The organism is Salmonella sp. HY31 (genome assembly GCF_042604575.1).
In the GTDB taxonomy this organism is placed as follows: domain Bacteria; phylum Pseudomonadota; class Gammaproteobacteria; order Enterobacterales; family Enterobacteriaceae; genus Salmonella; species Salmonella diarizonae.
The window spans coordinates 3,989,131-4,006,283 of sequence record NZ_CP170479.1 but is presented as its reverse complement, the minus strand read 5'-3'; the positions used below and the strand labels follow the sequence as shown (position 1 = coordinate 4,006,283).

11 protein-coding genes and 2 tRNA genes are annotated in these 17,153 nt (G+C 53.3%); 7 read left to right on the top strand and 6 right to left on the bottom strand.

Annotated elements, in window-relative coordinates:
* Positions 1-110: 110 nt before the first annotated feature.
* Genes ptrA through recD form a run of 3 tightly spaced genes read left to right on the top strand, consistent with a single transcriptional unit; the run spans position 111 to position 8,369 of the window.
* Positions 111-2,999: a pitrilysin gene (ptrA, locus tag ACE15A_RS19075; RefSeq protein WP_129382496.1), complete on the top strand. Its 2,889-nt coding sequence runs from the start codon at positions 111-113 to the stop codon at positions 2,997-2,999.
* Positions 2,992-6,537 carry an exodeoxyribonuclease V subunit beta gene (gene recB / locus ACE15A_RS19070; RefSeq protein WP_053510880.1) on the top strand — a complete coding sequence of 1,182 codons (3,546 nt, stop codon included), beginning with the start codon at positions 2,992-2,994 and terminating at the stop codon, positions 6,535-6,537. Before ptrA ends, recB begins: the two co-directional genes overlap by 8 nt.
* The gene (recD, locus tag ACE15A_RS19065) at positions 6,534-8,369 is read left to right on the top strand and encodes an exodeoxyribonuclease V subunit alpha (RefSeq protein WP_064055855.1); all 1,836 of its coding nucleotides are present in this window, start codon (positions 6,534-6,536) and stop codon (positions 8,367-8,369) included. The genes recB and recD overlap by 4 nt, the downstream gene beginning before the upstream one ends.
* A gap of 102 nt (positions 8,370-8,471) precedes the next feature.
* On the opposite strand, the gene argA is transcribed toward recD, so the two are convergent.
* Positions 8,472-9,803 carry an amino-acid N-acetyltransferase gene (argA, locus tag ACE15A_RS19060; protein WP_023249256.1) on the bottom strand — a complete coding sequence of 444 codons (1,332 nt, stop codon included), beginning with the start codon at positions 9,801-9,803 and terminating at the stop codon, positions 8,472-8,474.
* 232 nt (positions 9,804-10,035) lie between these two features.
* On the opposite strand from argA, the gene amiC reads away from it, so the two are divergent.
* Positions 10,036-11,289 carry an N-acetylmuramoyl-L-alanine amidase AmiC gene (gene amiC, locus ACE15A_RS19055; protein ID WP_000011921.1) on the top strand — a complete coding sequence of 418 codons (1,254 nt, stop codon included), beginning with the start codon at positions 10,036-10,038 and terminating at the stop codon, positions 11,287-11,289.
* Between the two features lie 109 nt (positions 11,290-11,398).
* On the opposite strand, the gene ACE15A_RS19050 is transcribed toward amiC, so the two are convergent.
* A tRNA-Met gene (locus ACE15A_RS19050) sits at positions 11,399-11,475 on the bottom strand.
* A 29-nt stretch (positions 11,476-11,504) separates the two neighbouring features.
* Positions 11,505-11,581 (bottom strand) — tRNA-Met (locus ACE15A_RS19045).
* A 207-nt stretch (positions 11,582-11,788) separates the two neighbouring features.
* Here ACE15A_RS19045 and mltA point away from each other — a divergent pair.
* Together mltA and tcdA are read left to right on the top strand one after the other, a co-directional pair.
* Positions 11,789-12,877, top strand: a complete 1,089-nt coding sequence (gene mltA / locus ACE15A_RS19040; RefSeq protein WP_023249257.1) for a murein transglycosylase A — start codon at positions 11,789-11,791, stop codon at positions 12,875-12,877.
* Positions 12,878-13,002: 125 nt separating this feature from the next.
* Complete coding sequence (gene tcdA, locus ACE15A_RS19035; RefSeq protein WP_063390779.1) at positions 13,003-13,809, top strand: tRNA cyclic N6-threonylcarbamoyladenosine(37) synthase TcdA; 807 nt, start codon at positions 13,003-13,005, stop codon at positions 13,807-13,809.
* A 54-nt stretch (positions 13,810-13,863) separates the two neighbouring features.
* Here tcdA and rarD read toward each other — a convergent pair whose 3' ends face one another.
* From rarD to csdA, 3 genes are all read right to left on the bottom strand, one after another.
* Entirely contained in the window at positions 13,864-14,751 is an 888-nt protein-coding gene (rarD, locus tag ACE15A_RS19030) for an EamA family transporter RarD (protein ID WP_077944428.1), read from the bottom strand.
* A gap of 299 nt (positions 14,752-15,050) precedes the next feature.
* Complete coding sequence (gene csdE / locus ACE15A_RS19025) at positions 15,051-15,494, bottom strand: cysteine desulfurase sulfur acceptor subunit CsdE (RefSeq protein ID WP_053509181.1); 444 nt, start codon at positions 15,492-15,494, stop codon at positions 15,051-15,053.
* Positions 15,494-16,699, bottom strand: a complete 1,206-nt coding sequence (gene csdA, locus ACE15A_RS19020) for a cysteine desulfurase CsdA (RefSeq protein ID WP_053509179.1) — start codon at positions 16,697-16,699, stop codon at positions 15,494-15,496. The genes csdE and csdA overlap by 1 nt, the downstream gene beginning before the upstream one ends.
* A 192-nt stretch (positions 16,700-16,891) precedes the next feature.
* Between csdA and ACE15A_RS19015 the strand changes: the two genes are divergently transcribed.
* Positions 16,892-17,119 carry a YgdI/YgdR family lipoprotein gene (locus tag ACE15A_RS19015; protein WP_000750392.1) on the top strand — a complete coding sequence of 76 codons (228 nt, stop codon included), beginning with the start codon at positions 16,892-16,894 and terminating at the stop codon, positions 17,117-17,119.
* Positions 17,120-17,153 lie beyond the last annotated feature (34 nt).

Sequence of the window (17,153 nt, the reverse complement as noted above, 5' to 3'; positions counted from 1 at the left end):
ATAAAAAGATGCTGCCTGGTTCAGCACAATAATATCCCGTTCTGCTCAGGTTGATGGTTTATGTGGCCATAGAGATGAGTGGGACTGAAAGTTAATGATGAGGTCCGTGAATGCCCCGCAGCATCTGGTTCAAAGCGTTATTGTTGTTGGTCGCCCTCTGGGGGCCTGTAGTTCAGGCGGCTATCGGTTGGCAACCGCTGCAAGAAACTATCCGTAAAAGCGATAAAGATACCCGGCAGTATCAGGCGATACGTCTTGATAATGATATGGTGGTATTGCTGGTATCCGATCCGCAGGCTGTAAAGTCTCTTTCAGCGTTAGTGGTGCCCGTTGGATCGCTTGAAGATCCTGAGACTCATCAGGGGCTTGCTCATTACCTTGAGCATATGTGTCTGATGGGGTCAAAAAAATATCCGCAGGCGGATAGCCTTGCCGAATACCTTAAAAGACATGGCGGTAGCCACAACGCCAGCACCGCGCCTTATCGAACAGCCTTCTACCTGGAGGTTGAAAACGATGCGCTTCCAGGCGCCGTAGATCGCCTGGCCGACGCCATTGCCGCGCCATTGCTCGATAAAAAGTACGCCGAACGCGAACGAAACGCGGTGAACGCCGAGCTGACGATGGCGCGCACCCGCGACGGTATGCGCATGGCGCAGGTAAGCGCCGAAACCATTAACCCGGCGCACCCAGGCTCGCACTTTTCTGGCGGCAATCTGGAAACGCTAAGCGATAAGCCGGGCAATCCGGTGCAACAGGCGTTGATCGCTTTTCATGAAAAATACTATTCAGCTAATCTGATGAAGGCGGTGATTTACAGTAATAAACCCTTGCCGGAGCTGGCGCGTATTGCCGCAGCAACCTATGGCCGCGTGCCGAATAAACAGATTAAAAAACCGGAAATTACCGTACCTGTCGTCACCGACGCGCAGAAGGGCATCATTATTCATTACGTGCCGGCGCTACCGCGTAAAGTACTGCGCGTGGAGTTTCGTATTGATAACAATAGCGCGCAGTTCCGTAGCAAGACTGATGAACTGGTCTCTTATCTGATTGGCAATCGTAGCCTGGGGACGCTCTCTGACTGGCTGCAAAAACAAGGTCTGGTCGAAGGTATTAGCGCGGATTCCGATCCGATTGTTAATGGTAACAGCGGCGTATTTGCCATTTCGGCAACGCTGACCGATAAAGGTTTGGCCAATCGTGATGAAGTCGTCGCGGCTATCTTCAGCTATCTCAATATGTTACGCGAAAAAGGGATAGATAAACGTTACTTTGACGAGCTGGCGCATGTGCTGGATCTCGACTTCCGCTATCCGTCGATTACCCGCGATATGGATTATGTAGAGTGGCTGGCGGACACCATGATCCGCGTCCCGGTAGCGCATACGCTGGATGCGGTGAATATCGCCGATCGTTACGATCCTGCCGCTATCAAAAATCGCCTGGCGATGATGACGCCGCAGAATGCGCGCATCTGGTATATCAGTCCCCAGGAACCACATAATAAGACTGCGTATTTTGTGGATGCGCCCTATCAGGTCGATAAGATTAGCGAACAGACGTTTAAAAACTGGCAGCAAAAAGCACAGGGCATTGCGTTGTCCCTGCCGGAGTTAAACCCCTATATTCCTAATGATTTTACGCTTGTTAAGAATGACAAAAACTACGTGCGGCCAGAACTGATTGTCGATAAAGCGGATTTGCGCGTGGTTTATGCGCCGAGTCGTTATTTCGCCAGCGAGCCAAAAGCTGACGTGAGCGTGGTATTGCGTAACCCGCAGGCGATGGACAGCGCCCGCAATCAGGTATTGTTCGCCCTTAATGATTATCTGGCGGGAGTGGCGCTCGATCAGCTCAGCAACCAGGCGGCAGTGGGCGGCATTAGCTTTTCCACTAACGCTAACAATGGTCTGATGGTCAATGCGGACGGTTATACCCAGCGTTTGCCGCAGCTTTTCCTGGCGTTGCTGGAAGGATATTTTAGCTACGACGCCACGGAAGAACAGCTGGCGCAGGCGAAGTCCTGGTATACGCAGATGATGGATTCTGCGGAGAAGGGAAAAGCCTACGAACAGGCGATTATGCCGGTGCAGATGATTTCGCAGGTGCCTTATTTTTCCCGTGATGAACGTCGCGCTTTGCTGCCGTCCATTACGTTGAAAGAGGTGATGGCCTATCGTAATGCGTTAAAAACGGGCGCTCGTCCGGAATTTCTGGTTATAGGGAATATGAGCGAAGCCCAGGCGACCACTCTGGCACAAGATGTTCAAAAACAGCTCGCGGCGAACGGATCGGCGTGGTGTCGCAACAAAGAAGTGGTGGTTGAGAAAAAGCAGTCCGTAGTATTTGAAAAAGCGGGCAGTAGCACCGACTCCGCGTTAGCTGCGGTCTTTGTCCCGGTCGGCTACGACGAGTACGTCAGCGCCGCCTACAGCGCGATGTTAGGTCAGATTGTTCAACCGTGGTTTTACAATCAGTTACGAACCGAAGAGCAACTGGGATACGCCGTTTTCGCCTTTCCGATGAGCGTTGGCCGTCAGTGGGGAATGGGATTCCTGCTACAGAGCAACGATAAACAGCCTTCTTACCTGTGGCAACGCTATCAGGCATTTTTCCCTGACGCCGAGACGAAGCTGAGGGCGATGAAGCCGGAAGAGTTCGCACAAATTCAGCAGGCGATTATTACGCAAATGCGCCAGGCGCCGCAGACGCTGGGCGAAGAAGCATCCCGGTTAAGCAAGGATTTCGATCGGGGTAATATGCGCTTCGACTCGCGTGATAAAATCATCGCTCAGATAAAATTGCTGACGCCGCAAAAACTTGCTGACTTCTTCCATCAGGCTGTGGTGGAGCCGCAAGGCATGGCAATATTGTCACAGATTGCCGGTAGCCAGAATGGGAAAGCAGAATACGTGCATCCGACAGGCTGGAAAGTGTGGGATAACGTCAGCGCATTGCAGCAAACTTTACCTCTAATGAGCGAAAAGAATGAATGATGTCGCCGAGACTCTTGATCCTCTGCGCTTGCCCCTTACAGGCGAGCGTCTGATTGAAGCGTCAGCGGGTACAGGCAAAACGTTTACTATCGCGGCGCTGTATTTGCGGCTACTGCTCGGCTTAGGCGGAGGCGCCGCATTTCCCCGCCCGCTGACCGTTGAAGAACTGCTGGTGGTAACGTTTACGGAGGCCGCCACTGAAGAGTTGCGTGGGCGAATCCGCAGTAATATCCATGAGTTGCGCATCGCCTGTCTGCGGGAAAGCACGGATAATCCGCTGTACGCCCGCTTGCTGGAAGAAATTGGCGACAAAAAGCAAGCCGCGCAGTGGTTATTACTGGCTGAACGACAAATGGACGAGGCCGCGGTCTTTACCATCCACGGTTTTTGCCAGCGTATGCTCAGCCTGAACGCTTTCGAATCCGGCATGTTGTTTGAGCAACAGCTTATTGAAGACGAATCTCTGTTGCGTTATCAGGCCTGCGCCGATTTCTGGCGGCGTCATTGCTATCCGCTGCCGCGCGACATCGCGCAGGTGGTGTTTGACGTGTGGAAGGGGCCGAAGGCGCTTTTAAAAGATATCGATCGTTATCTGCAGGGCGAAGCGCCGGTCATTAAAGCGCCGCCATCGCAGGAGGAGACGCTGGCATCGCGTCATGAACAGATCCTGGGGCGCATCAACCAGGTGAAGCAGCAGTGGCGTGAGGCGGTTAGCGAGCTGGACGCGCTGATCGAATCATCCGGCATCGATCGCAGAAAATTCAACCGCGGCAATCAGGCGAAATGGATCGAAAAGATCACCGCGTGGGCGCAAGAAGAGACGAAAAATTATCAATTACCCGAGGCGCTGGGGAAATTTTCACAGCGTTTTTTAGCTGAGCGCACCAAGGCTGGCGGCGTGACGCCCCAGCACCCATTGTTTGTCGCCATTGATAACCTGTTGGGCGAACCGCTATCGATTAAAGATCTGGTTCTTACCCGGGCGCTCTCAGAGATCCGTGAGACGGTGGCTCAGGAAAAACGACGGCGCGGCGAGCTGGGATTTGACGATATGCTCAGCCGTTTAGATACAGCGCTGCGTAGTGAAAGCGGCGAGGCGCTGGCTGCGGCGATTCGTACCCGCTTCCCGGTGGCGATGATCGATGAATTTCAGGATACCGATCCACAACAGTACCGTATTTTTCGCCGTATCTGGCGTCATCAACCCGATACGGCGCTATTGCTGATCGGCGATCCTAAACAGGCGATTTATGCGTTTCGCGGCGCGGATATCTTTACCTACATGAAGGCCCGCAGCGAAGTGAGCGCGCACTATACGCTTGACACTAACTGGCGTTCCGCGCCGGGGATGGTGAATAGCGTTAACAAGCTGTTCAGTCAGATGAACGATGCCTTTATGTTCCGCGATATTCCCTTCAGTCCGGTAAAGTTTGCGCACAGAAACCAGTCGCTGCAATTTAAAGTGAATGACACTCCTCAACCGGCGATGACCCTGTGGCTAATGGAGGGGGAAAGCTGCGGCTCGGGCGATTACCAAAGCTGTATGGCTCAGGTGTGCGCCACGCAAATTCGCGACTGGCTGCGCGCCGGACAAACGGGCGACGCGCTGCTGATGAACGGCGATGTGTCGCGGCCGGTTCGCGCCTCGGATATCAGCGTGTTGGTACGCAGCAGGCGGGAAGCCGCGCTGATACGGGATGCTCTGACCTTACTGGCGATTCCCTCCGTCTATCTTTCTAACCGCGACAGCGTATTCGAAACGCTCGAAGCGCAGGAAATGCTATGGGTATTGCAGGCGGTGATGGCGCCCGAACGGGAGAATACGCTGCGTAGCGCTCTGGCGACATCGATGATGGGCCTTACCGCGCTGGATATCGAAACGCTTAACAATGATGAAAATGCGTGGGATGCGGTTGTCGAAGAGTTTGATGGCTACCGGCAGATTTGGCATAAACGCGGCGTGATGCCTATGCTGCGCGCGCTAATGTCGGCGCGCAATATTGCTGAAAACCTGCTGGCGACGGCGGGAGGCGAACGTCGGCTGACGGATATTCTGCATATTAGCGAACTGTTACAGGAAGCCGGTTCGCAACTGGAAAGCGAACATGCGCTGGTGCGTTGGCTGGCGCAACATATCCTTGAACCCGATAGCAATGCTTCCAGCCAGCAACTACGTCTGGAAAGCGATAAGCATCTGGTGCAAATCGTCACCATCCATAAATCGAAAGGTCTGGAATATCCGCTGGTCTGGCTACCTTTTATCACCCATTTCCGCGTGCAGGATCAGGCTTTTTATCACGACAGGCACTCTTACGAAGCGGTGCTGGACCTTAGCCACGCTGAAGAGAGCATAGAACTGGCGGAAGCCGAACGCCTGGCGGAAGATCTGCGCCTACTTTATGTCGCGCTGACCCGGGCAGTGTGGCACTGCAGCCTCGGCGTCGCGCCGCTGGTGCGGCGTCGCAGTGATAAGAAAGGCGAGACGGATGTGCACCAAAGTGCGCTTGGGCGGCTCCTGCAAAAAGGCGAACCGATGGATGCCGCAGGCCTTCGCGGCTGTATTGAGGCGCTATGTGACGAGGATATCGTGTGGCGCACGCCGGGCAATACGGATAACGACCGCTGGCAAATTGCCGCTGCATCGCACGCGGAACTCAGCGCCAGAATACTGCAACGCCTGCCTTATGATAGCTGGCGCGTCACCAGTTATTCCGGTTTGCAACAGCGGGGGCATAGCGTGGCGCAAGATCTTATTCCTCGCCTCGACATTGACGCCGCAGGCGTTGGCGAAGCGGCGGAAGCGTCGGCAATGACGCCACATCACTTTCCTCGCGGGGCATCACCGGGAACATTTTTGCACAGCCTGTTTGAAGATCTTGATTTTACTCAGCCTATAGATCCCCATTGGGTACAGGAAAAACTGGAGCTGAGCGGTTTTGAGACGCGATGGGAACCCGTGCTTACCCGCTGGCTGGACACCGTGTTGCACGTTCCCCTTAACGAGACGGGCGTCAGTCTGAGCGTGCTGACCGAGCGTGAAAAACAGGTCGAAATGGAGTTTTATCTCCCGATCGTCCAGCCGCTTACTGCCAGAGAGTTGGATGCGTTGATTCGTCGATACGACCCGCTTTCAGCAAGCTGCCCGGCGCTGGATTTCATGCAGGTTCGCGGCATGTTAAAGGGCTTTATCGACCTGGTGTTCCGTTATGAGGGGCGCTATTACCTGCTCGACTATAAATCCAACTGGCTGGGCGAGGATAGCGCCGCTTATACCCAGACGGCGATGGCTACGGCGATGCAGGCGCATCGCTATGATTTGCAGTACCAGCTTTATACGCTGGCATTGCACCGTTACCTTCGTCATCGAATGGCGAATTACGACTATGAACGCCATTTCGGCGGCGTCATCTATCTCTTTTTACGCGGGGTGGATAGCGAACGTCCACAGCAGGGTATTTTTACCACTCGCCCTGCGGCGGCGTTAATTAACCAACTGGATGACATGTTTGCAGGTGAAATGAGTGAGGAGGCGCAATGACAATCCAGGAGCGGTTACTGGAGGCCGTTGGACAAAAACTATTACGGCCCATTGATGCCCAGTTTGCTTTAACCGTCGCCGGTAACGACGATCCCGCCGTGACGCTGGCGGCGGCGCTGCTTAGCCATGACGCGGGCGAAGGTCACGTGTGTCTGCCGTTATCGCGTTTAATGTTAACGGAGGAGGCGCATCCCTTACTGGTCGCGTGGATAAGCGAAACGGCTACGCCAATCGACTGGAAAAAACGGTTACTGGCGTCGGCGGCGGTGAGCTGTGGCGATAGCCCCGCGCCGTTAATTTTGTGCGGCGATCGTCTCTACTTGAATCGAATGTGGTGTAACGAGCGTACGGTTGCGCGCTTTTTTAACGAGGTTAACCAGGCCATCGACGTAGATGAAGCGCAGTTGTCCCGTATTCTGGACGCGCTTTTCCCTACGACTGACGAAGTGAACTGGCAAAAAGTGGCCTCCGCCGTAGCGCTAACTCGTCGTATCTCCGTAATTTCAGGCGGTCCCGGCACCGGTAAAACCACCACCGTCGCGAAGCTGCTGGCGGCATTAATTCAAATGGCGGATGGCGAACGTTGCCGTATCCGACTGGCGGCGCCGACGGGGAAAGCGGCTGCACGCCTGACGGAGTCGCTCGGCGCGGCGTTGCGTCAGCTTCCTCTTACTGATGCGCAGAAAAAACGTATACCGGAGGACGCCAGTACGCTGCACCGACTGTTAGGCGCACAGCCCGGTAGCCAGCGATTACGCCATCATGCGGGTAACCCGCTGCATCTGGACGTGCTGGTGGTCGATGAAGCATCAATGATTGATTTGCCGATGATGTCACGTTTGATTGACGCTCTGCCGCCGCACGGGCGGGTCATTTTTCTTGGCGATCGCGATCAGTTGGCATCCGTTGAGGCGGGCGCTGTGTTGGGCGATATTTGCGCCTATGTCAACGCAGGGTTTACGGCGGAACGCGCCCGGCAGCTAAGTCGGCTAACAGGGTGCGCCATTCCGGCTGGGGCCGGAACGCAAGCCGCCTCTTTGCGCGATAGCCTCTGTTTGTTGCAAAAGAGCTACCGTTTCGGCAGCGATTCCGGTATCGGCAAGCTGGCGGCGGCGATTAACTGCGGCGACAGGTCGGCAATCCAGGCTGTTTTTCAGCAGGGCTTTAGTGATATAGAGAAGCGTACATTACAAAGCAGCGACGATTATGCCGGGATGCTGGATGAAGCGCTGGCGGGCTATGGTCGCTACCTGCGGTTGCTGCATGAGAAAGCGACGCCGGAGGCAATCCTTCAGGCTTTCAATGAGTATCAATTGCTTTGCGCGCTGCGCGAAGGCCCATTTGGCGTGGGGGGACTGAATGACCGTATTGAGCAGGCGATGGTTCAGCAGCGAAAAATTCACCGGCATCCGCATTCTCGCTGGTATGAAGGGCGTCCGGTAATGATTGCGCGCAACGATAGCGCGTTGGGGTTATTTAACGGCGATATTGGTATTGCGCTCGATCGCGGACAGGGGCTACGCGTCTGGTTTGCGATGCCGGACGGCGCGATCAAGTCCGTTCAGCCCAGCCGCCTGCCGGAACATGACACAACCTGGGCGATGACGGTACATAAATCACAGGGGTCTGAATTTGATCACGCCGCGCTGATTTTACCCAGCCAGCGTTCGCCGGTCGTGACGCGGGAGCTGGTGTATACTGCCGTTACACGGGCACGGCGGCGTTTATCGCTGTATGCCGATGAACGGATCCTGGCAGGCGCGATTGTGACGCGTACGGAACGGCGCAGCGGGTTAGCCACCTTATTTGATGAAGTCAGTCGTACCGGATAAGACGAGTTCTCGCCGGATGGCGACGCATAGCGTCTTGTCCGGCCTACAAACGATGCTTTCGAGCGTAGACCTGATAAGCGCAGCGCCCTCAGGCAACCCTTGTTACCCTAAATCAGCCATCAGCACCTTTGAACGCCGCTGATAGTTATACATTTTTTTCTTGCTCTCTGGCAGTAACTCAATATCGACAGGCGTGAAACCGCGCTCCTGGAACCAGTGAATACTGCGCGTCGTCAGCACAAACAATTTACTCAGCCCCATTTGCCGCGCCTGGGCGGCAACCCGCTCCAGAAGCATTTCTCCGCGCGATGAGCTGCGATAATCCGGATGCACTGCTACGCAGGCCATTTCGCCTATCTTCTCTTCCACAAAAGGATACAGCGCCGCGCAGGCGATAGTCATATTATCGCGCTGAATAATGGTAAATTTATCGATTTCCATCTCCAGTTGTTCGCGGGAACGGCGTACCAGAATGCCCTGCTGTTCCAGTGGGCGGATAAGCTCCAGAATACCGCCAATATCGTTGATGGTGGCGCGGCGAATCTGCTCGGCGCTCTCCATGACGATCTGTGTGCCGATACCGTCACGCGAGAACAATTCCTGTAATAGCGCGCCATCTTCCTGATAGCTGATCAGATGGCAACGACGGACGCCGCTACGACAGGCTTTTACCGCGCCGCGCAAAAAACGTACGGTGCCGGAGTTGTAATCGCCCTGCGCTTCCAACTCTTCCACCCGCGCCTGCGCTTCATTCGGGAAGAGTTCAGAAATGATGCCGCCCTCACTATTGGTAACGCCCTGAGAAGAACAGAAACCGATCATTTTTTCCGCTTTCAGTTTAACGGCGAGTTGAGTGGCAATCTCTTCTGAAGTCAGATTAAAACTTTCGCCGGTCACTGAGACAGCGACCGGCCCCATTAGAACAATCGCGCCGTTATCCAACTGGCGGTTGATGGCATCTTCATCAATTCGACGGATACGACCGCTATGACAGTAGTCCACGCCATCATCAACGCCCAGCGGTTGCGCAATGGTGAAATTGCCGCTGACGACATTAATGTGCGCGCCCTGCAACGGCGTATTGTTCAGACTCATCGACAGACGGGCGGTAATATCAAGCTGGAGTAAACCGGCGGCCTGTTTCACCAGCTCCAGCGCTTTGGCGTCCGTCACCCGCGTGTTTTTGTGGTAAATCGGTTCATGCTGATGCGCGGCCAGATTGGCGTCGATTTGTGGTCGTGCGCCATACACCACGACCAGGCGAATACCGAGACTATGTAACAGTCCGATATCGTTAACAATACTGGAAAAATTGTCGTGCTCAATGGCTTCGCCGCCGAGCATAATGACAAAGGTTTTTCCGCGATGGGTATTGATATAGGGAACCGAATGGCGAAACCCCTCTACCAGTTCGGTTCTACGTTCCTTTATCATTGCGCGCCCCAATAGTGAATTATTATTCGAAATTATCGTATTTTTATTCTGTTTTTGTCTTGTGTGCAAGCGTAAATTTTATGCGGACCGATCGCTTTTCTTAGTAATGCCGTGAATATAAAAAGAATGTTTACCCTTTTATAGATGACAGATTATGCGTCATTCGCTAAAGTTTCCGGTCAATTTGGATGAACTTTGTATGATCTCTATTTAGTTTTTGCTCGGGAGAAGCATGTCGGGAGCCAATTCAGCAATCAGCCGTCGCCGTTTACTACAAGGCGCGGGCGCCATGTGGCTATTAAGCGTGAGCCAGGTCGGGCTGGCTGCCGTAAGCCAGGTCGTTGCGGTGCGTATCTGGCCTGCGTCCAGCTATACCCGCGTCACGGTAGAGTCGAATCGTCTGCTGAAATATAAACAATTTGCCTTAAGTAACCCGGATCGCGTGGTTGTGGATATTGAGGATGTGAATCTGAACTCGGTGCTTAAAGGCATTGGCGCGCAGATTCGCAGCGACGATCCGTATATTAAATCCGCAAGAGTAGGGCAGTTTGATCCTAAGACTGTGCGTATGGTCTTTGAGCTAAAACAAAACGTGAAGCCGCAGCTATTTGCGCTGGCGCCTGTGGCAGGCTTTAAAGAACGCCTGGTGATGGATCTTTATCCTGCCAATGCGCAGGATATGCAGGATCCGCTGCTGGCGCTGCTGGAAGACTACAATAAAGGCGATCTGGATAAGCAGGTGCCGCCTTCGCAAAGCGGGCCGCAGCCCGGTAAAGCGGGGCGCGATCGTCCCATTGTCATTATGCTTGATCCGGGACACGGCGGCGAAGATCCGGGCGCGATAGGCAAATACAAAACGCGTGAAAAAGACGTGGTGCTCCAGATAGCCCGCCGCCTGCGAGCGTTGATCGAAAAAGAAGGCAACATGAAGGTCTATATGACGCGCAATGAAGACATCTTCATTCCGTTAAAAGTCCGGGTGGCGAAAGCGCAGAAACAGCGCGCCGACCTGTTTGTCTCTATTCATGCGGATGCCTTCACCAGCCGGCAGCCTAGCGGTTCATCCGTATTCGCGCTATCGACCAAAGGCGCCACCAGTACCGCGGCGAAATATCTGGCGCAAACGCAGAACGCCTCGGACTTAATTGGCGGCGTGAGCAAAAGCGGCGACCGTTATGTCGACCATACGATGTTCGATATGGTGCAATCACTGACCATTGCCGATAGTTTGAAATTCGGTAAAGCGGTGCTGAAGCAGCTTGGTAAAGTTAATGACCTGCATAAAAACAAGGTCGAGCAGGCGGGGTTCGCGGTGTTAAAAGCGCCCGATATTCCGTCTATTCTGGTCGAGACAGCGTTTATCAGTAACATTGAAGAAGAACGCAAGCTCAAGACCGCCACGTTCCAGCAACAAGTCGCAGAGTCAATTCTGGCGGGCATTAAAGCGTATTTTGCCGATGGGGCGACGCTGGCGAGAAGAAGTTAACCTGATATGACGGAGAGCTTATTGCGCGGGTAAGTAGGATACTGCCCGCACTGTCGTTGCGGACCGGACGACAGAAACAAAAAAACACCCGTAAGGGTGTTAATTAAGTTGGTTGCGGGGGCCGGATTTGAACCGACGACCTTCGGGTTATGAGCCCGACGAGCTACCAGGCTGCTCCACCCCGCGTCCGTCTAAACTTTCATTCTCATTGTAATTGGTTGCGGGGGCCGGATTTGAACCGACGACCTTCGGGTTATGAGCCCGACGAGCTACCAGGCTGCTCCACCCCGCGTCCGTGGATGCGCACTATACTCCGCTGAGCTTTTGTTGCAACCCTTTTTTAATATAAATCGCTAATTTCTCATGGATTGCGCAAATACGCCGCAGATAGCGCGATTTTTAAACGAATTTACATAATGAGATAGCGATCGCATTTCATTACCCTGGACGGTTTGTTATCTTCACCGGGCACTTACGATTATGCAGAAGATGAGACACCATGAAAGGACGTTGGGCAAAATATGTGGCGACAGGCGTAATGCTGGCAATGCTGGCTGCCTGTTCATCAAAACCGACCGATCGCGGTCAGCAATATAAGGACGGGAAATTTACCCAGCCCTTCTCCCTGGTAAACCAGCCGGACGCGGTGGGCGCGCCGATTAATGCCGGTGACTTTGCCGAGCAGGTCGACCAGATCCGTTCCGCGTCGCCGCGTTTATACACTAATCAAAGCAACGTCTATAACGCTGTCCAGAACTGGTTACGTTCCGGAGGCGATACGCGCACTATGCGTCAGTTTGGTATCGATGCCTGGCAGATGGAGGGCACCGACAACTACGGTAACGTCCAGTTCACGGGCTACTATACACCCGTCGTTCAGGCTCGCCATACGCGCCAGGGCGCGTTCCAGTACCCTATCTATAGTATGCCGCCAAAACGCGGACGCTTACCGTCCCGTGCCCAGATCTACGCAGGCGCGCTGAGCGATAAGTACATCCTGGCCTACAGTAATTCGCTGATGGATAACTTTATTATGGATGTTCAGGGCAGCGGCTATATTGATTTCGGCGACGGTAGTCCGCTGAACTTCTTTAGTTATGCGGGTAAAAACGGTTGGCCCTATCGCAGTATTGGTAAAGTGCTTATCGATCGCGGTGAAGTGAAAAAAGAAGATATGTCGATGCAGGCTATACGCGAATGGGGAGAAAAGCACAGCGAAGCGGAAGTGCGTGAATTGTTGGAGCAGAACCCGTCGTTTGTCTTCTTTAAGCCGCAATCTTTTGCGCCGGTGAAAGGCGCCAGCGCCGTACCGCTGATTGGACGCGCGTCCGTCGCCTCCGACAGCAGCATTATTCCGCCCGGCACTACTTTGCTGGCGGAAGTGCCGTTGCTGGATAACAACGGTAAATTTAGTGGTCAATATGAGCTACGTTTAATGGTCGCGCTGGACGTCGGCGGAGCGATTAAAGGCCAGCATTTTGATATTTACCAGGGTATTGGCCCGGACGCTGGGCATCGTGCCGGATGGTATAATCACTATGGTCGCGTTTGGGTGTTAAAAACGGCGCCGGGCACCGGGCGCCTGTAACGTGTTTAGCGGCTGATTGTGGTATTCTGCAATAACTGTATTGTCCGATAACGAGAGCGTTATCGGGCCTGAAAACATTGAGCAGGGGTGAGGGATAACCTCACCTTTTTTTATTCTGAGGTCATATGTCTGTGGTGATAAGTGATGCCTGGCGTCAACGATTTGGCGGCACCGCGCGTCTGTACGGTGAAAAAGCGCTGCAGCGGTTTGCTGAGGCGCATATCTGCGTCGTGGGAATCGGCGGGGTGGGATCATGGGCGGCAGAGGCGCTGGCGCGTACTGGCATCGGCGCGATTACGCTGATTGATATGGATGATGTCTGTGTGACCAATACGAACCGCCAGATCCATGCGTTGCGCGATAACGTCGGGTTGGCGAAAGCGGAAGTGATGGCCGAACGGATTCGTCAAATTAACCCGGAGTGCCGGGTAACGGTTATCGATGATTTTATCACGCCGGATAATGTGGCGGGTTATATGAACGCGGGTTTTACCTATGTCATTGACGCCATTGACAGCGTTCGCCCGAAAGCCGCGCTGATTGCGTACTGTCGCCGATATAAGATTCCTTTAGTGACCACTGGCGGCGCGGGCGGGCAGATCGATCCAACGCAAATCCAGGTCGTTGATTTGGCGAAAACCATCCAGGACCCGCTGGCGGCAAAATTGCGCGAGCGATTGAAACATGATTTTGGCGTAGTGAAGAACAGCAAAGGTAAGCTGGGTGTAGACTGCGTTTTTTCCACCGAAGCGCTGGTTTACCCACAGTCGGACGGTTCTGTATGCGCGATGAAAGCCACCGCAGAAGGGCCAAAACGGATGGATTGCGCCTCCGGCTTCGGTGCGGCGACGATGGTGACGGCAACGTTCGGTTTTGTCGCTGTTTCCCATGCGCTGAAGAAGATCATGGCTAAAGCGGCGCGACAGGGGTAAAAGGACGGGGCGGAGAGTCACGCAGACGCGTGTTATCCAGCCCTGCCCCCTTTGTTAGCGAAAGAAGCGATGTACCCTGCCAAGCACCGGTTTCAGACGGGAGCGAAGATAATGAGAATATAAATTTTCAGATATGCATAGAAACAACCCGAACCATACCGCAGAAAAGCAGAGCAGTTCCGCATAATTAATGTGCTCGCCAAATATCATAATGGCAAGTAAGAACTGTAAAGATGGCTCTATATATTGCGCCAGACCGGTGACAATCAGTGAAGTGTGATTTAACGCGATGGCAAATAATACCAGCGGAATAATCGTCACTGGCGCCGTCATGACATATAAAAAGAAAGGAGTATTAGCAGATATAATCGGTCCGGCATCGCTAAAGAGAAAAATTAATAGTGAGACAGGCAACGCCCATAATGTTTCAATCGTTATAGAGGTCATCACATCATAATGTATAAACTTTCGCGCCAGGCCATATAACGCAAATGATAATCCCATTGTTAGCGCCAGTGCCGGAAAATGCCGTAGCATGATAATTTGAAACGTCAGGCCACAGACGCCGGAGAAAACCGCGATGGCCTGAAACAACGAAAGTTTTTCTTTAAGAAAAATGCATCCCAGCGCAATAACAAATAGCGGGTTGATAAAATAGCCGAGGCTGGCATCAAGTACCAGATGATTAGTTAGCGCATAAATAAAGGATGACCATGAGACGATCATCAAGAGTCCGGCGATCATGCAGAAGAAAAAGGATTTTTTATCTTTCCAGGCATCATGAAAACGCGTTCGCTGCCGAAATAACAACCTTACCGCCAGTAATAATGGAATCGACCAGAAAACCCGGTATATCAATATTTGTGCGAGATTACCCCCTGATAAATATTGATAGTATAAAGGTGTTAACCCCCATAATATAAATGCCAGTACCACAAGCATGGGGCCGTTACGCAGATATTTTTCCACTTATCCATATCCTGTTATATCATCACCCGATGCGTATGAATTTTCCAGCTCTCCTGCTACGCTAAATCGGGTGGTTTTATTTACTATAAAATCTTCACGCCGTTTTAACATGAATTCTAACATTGTCATTTCATTGTGATAGCTGATAAAAATCAAAAGAATGTTTATCAGGGAAATCTGATACCGAAAATAATAAAGTCACTGGATTATTCTATCAGTACCACCTGATAGCGTCAGGCGGTACTGTCAGGCAACAGAATATTTACGCTATTTCAATGCTCATGCGTCGCGGCAACAATCGCTTCACTCAGCGCGTTCAGCCCCTGACTACGTGAGGCGCTAAGCTGGGTGCGTAAGTCCAGCTCATCAAACAGCGCCAGCGGGGAACGAGCCTGCAGTTCGGCGGCGTTTTTTCCTTCCACCGCGGTGAGCAATACCGCCAGCAGGCCGCGGACAATCCGCCCCTCGCTGTCGCCGAAAAAGTGCATAGTGCCGTTATCTGACCGGGTAAAGCCCAGCCAGACGAGGTTCTCGCAACCGGCTATCTCTTTCGCCTGCGCTTTGCATTCATCCGGCAGAGCGGGGAGCTGTTTTCCTAACAGAATTAGCTGACGATATTTATCTTCCCACTGGGTCAGCGGGATAAAGATAGCGCGTAATGTCTCTTCCGTTATCGTTGTGCCGAACGGGTGTCCGGTATAAAGAGGGTTTGTCATTAATCCACCAGCAGTTCCAGTGCGCGGTCAACGGCGTTAACCAACGCATCCACATCATGTTGGGTATTATACGGGGCAAAAGAGGCGCGCAGAGTCCCTGTTACGCCAAGTTCCGCCAGCAATGGCTGGGCGCAATGTTGCCCGGCCCGGAGCGCAATACCGTATTCCGCCAGCAGCGTCACCATATCGCCGTGGTGTACGCCGACAAAATCAAAGGCCAACAGACTGGAGTCCTGGCAGCGGAACGAGCGAAAGCCCGGCCGTTTCGCCAATGCGTCTTCCGCCAGCGTCGCCAGCCCCCGGCTCCAGTTTTCGGCTTGTTCAATATCGACGTCGGACAGCCATTCCAGCGCAGCGCTCAGGCCAATGACACCGGCGACGTTAGGCGTTCCCGCTTCCAGCTTCCAGGGAGCGCTTTGAGTGGTGAAACCTTCAAAGCTAACGTCACGGATCATCTTGCCGCCGCCAAGCCAGGGCGACATCGCCTCAAGGAGATCCGGCTTACCGTACAGCACGCCGATACCGGTTGGACCATACAGTTTGTGAGCGGAAAAAGCATAAAAATCGATATCAAGCTGCTGGACATCCGCCGGGAAGTGTACCGCGCCTTGCGCGCCATCCACCATCACTACCATTCCCACCGCGTGAGCGGCGCTGATAGCGTGCGCGAGATCCGGGCAGCCGCCCGTTACGTTCGACATTTGCCCTAGTGCCAGAATCCGGCTGCGCGACGTGATCAGCTCCGGCAGACGCTCAACATCAGGAAGACGTCGGTCATTAAGCGGCAGTTTTATGACGTGCGCGCCGGTTTGTTGCGCCACCATCAGCCAGGGCACAAGGTTGGCGTGATGCTCGGCGACGCTAACGATAATTTCATCGCCGGGGCGCAGACGGGAACGAGCGTAACACTGCGCCACCATGTTGATCGCTTCGGTGGTACCGCGTGTCCAGACGATACTTTTTTCATCGGGCGCGTTTAACAGCCGCGCTGCTTTTGCTCTGGCCGCTTCATATTGCGCCGTCAGGCGCTGCGCCTGTGCGAACTGGCTACGATGAACGTTACCGGCGCTCAAACGATAAAACTGGTGCGTGGCGTCAATCACCGCCTGCGGCTTTAATGCCGTGGCGGCGCTATCGAGATAAACACCCGCATCGGTTAGCGCGGGAAACTGCGCGCGAAACTGCGTGGGATTAAAAGCGTTCATGATATTCCTCGGTTCAGTTTACCGATCGTGGCGTAAAAGTGCGGCTGATACAAGGTTTGTCCTAACCATCGGAATCGTCTGTATATCCTGGCGAATTATGTAAAGGAGGTTATGCTGAATAATGTTAGGCGAATGTTTAAGCCTGTTACGGAGTCCGCTTTAAATAGCACAAACAGCTTTAAGGAGAAGAAGATGAAAAAGACTGCCGCAATTATCTCTGCATGTATGCTGACTTTTGCCCTGAGCGCCTGTTCCGGTCCTAATTACGTTATGCACACCAATGACGGACGTAGCATTGTGACCGACGGTAAACCCCAGACCGATAACGATACCGGTATGATTTCGTATAAAGACGCTAATGGCAACAAACAGCAGATCAATCGTACTGACGTGAAAGAGATGGTGGCTCTGGAAGACTAACCGTTTGTTATGCAAAAAAAAGCACCGCAATATG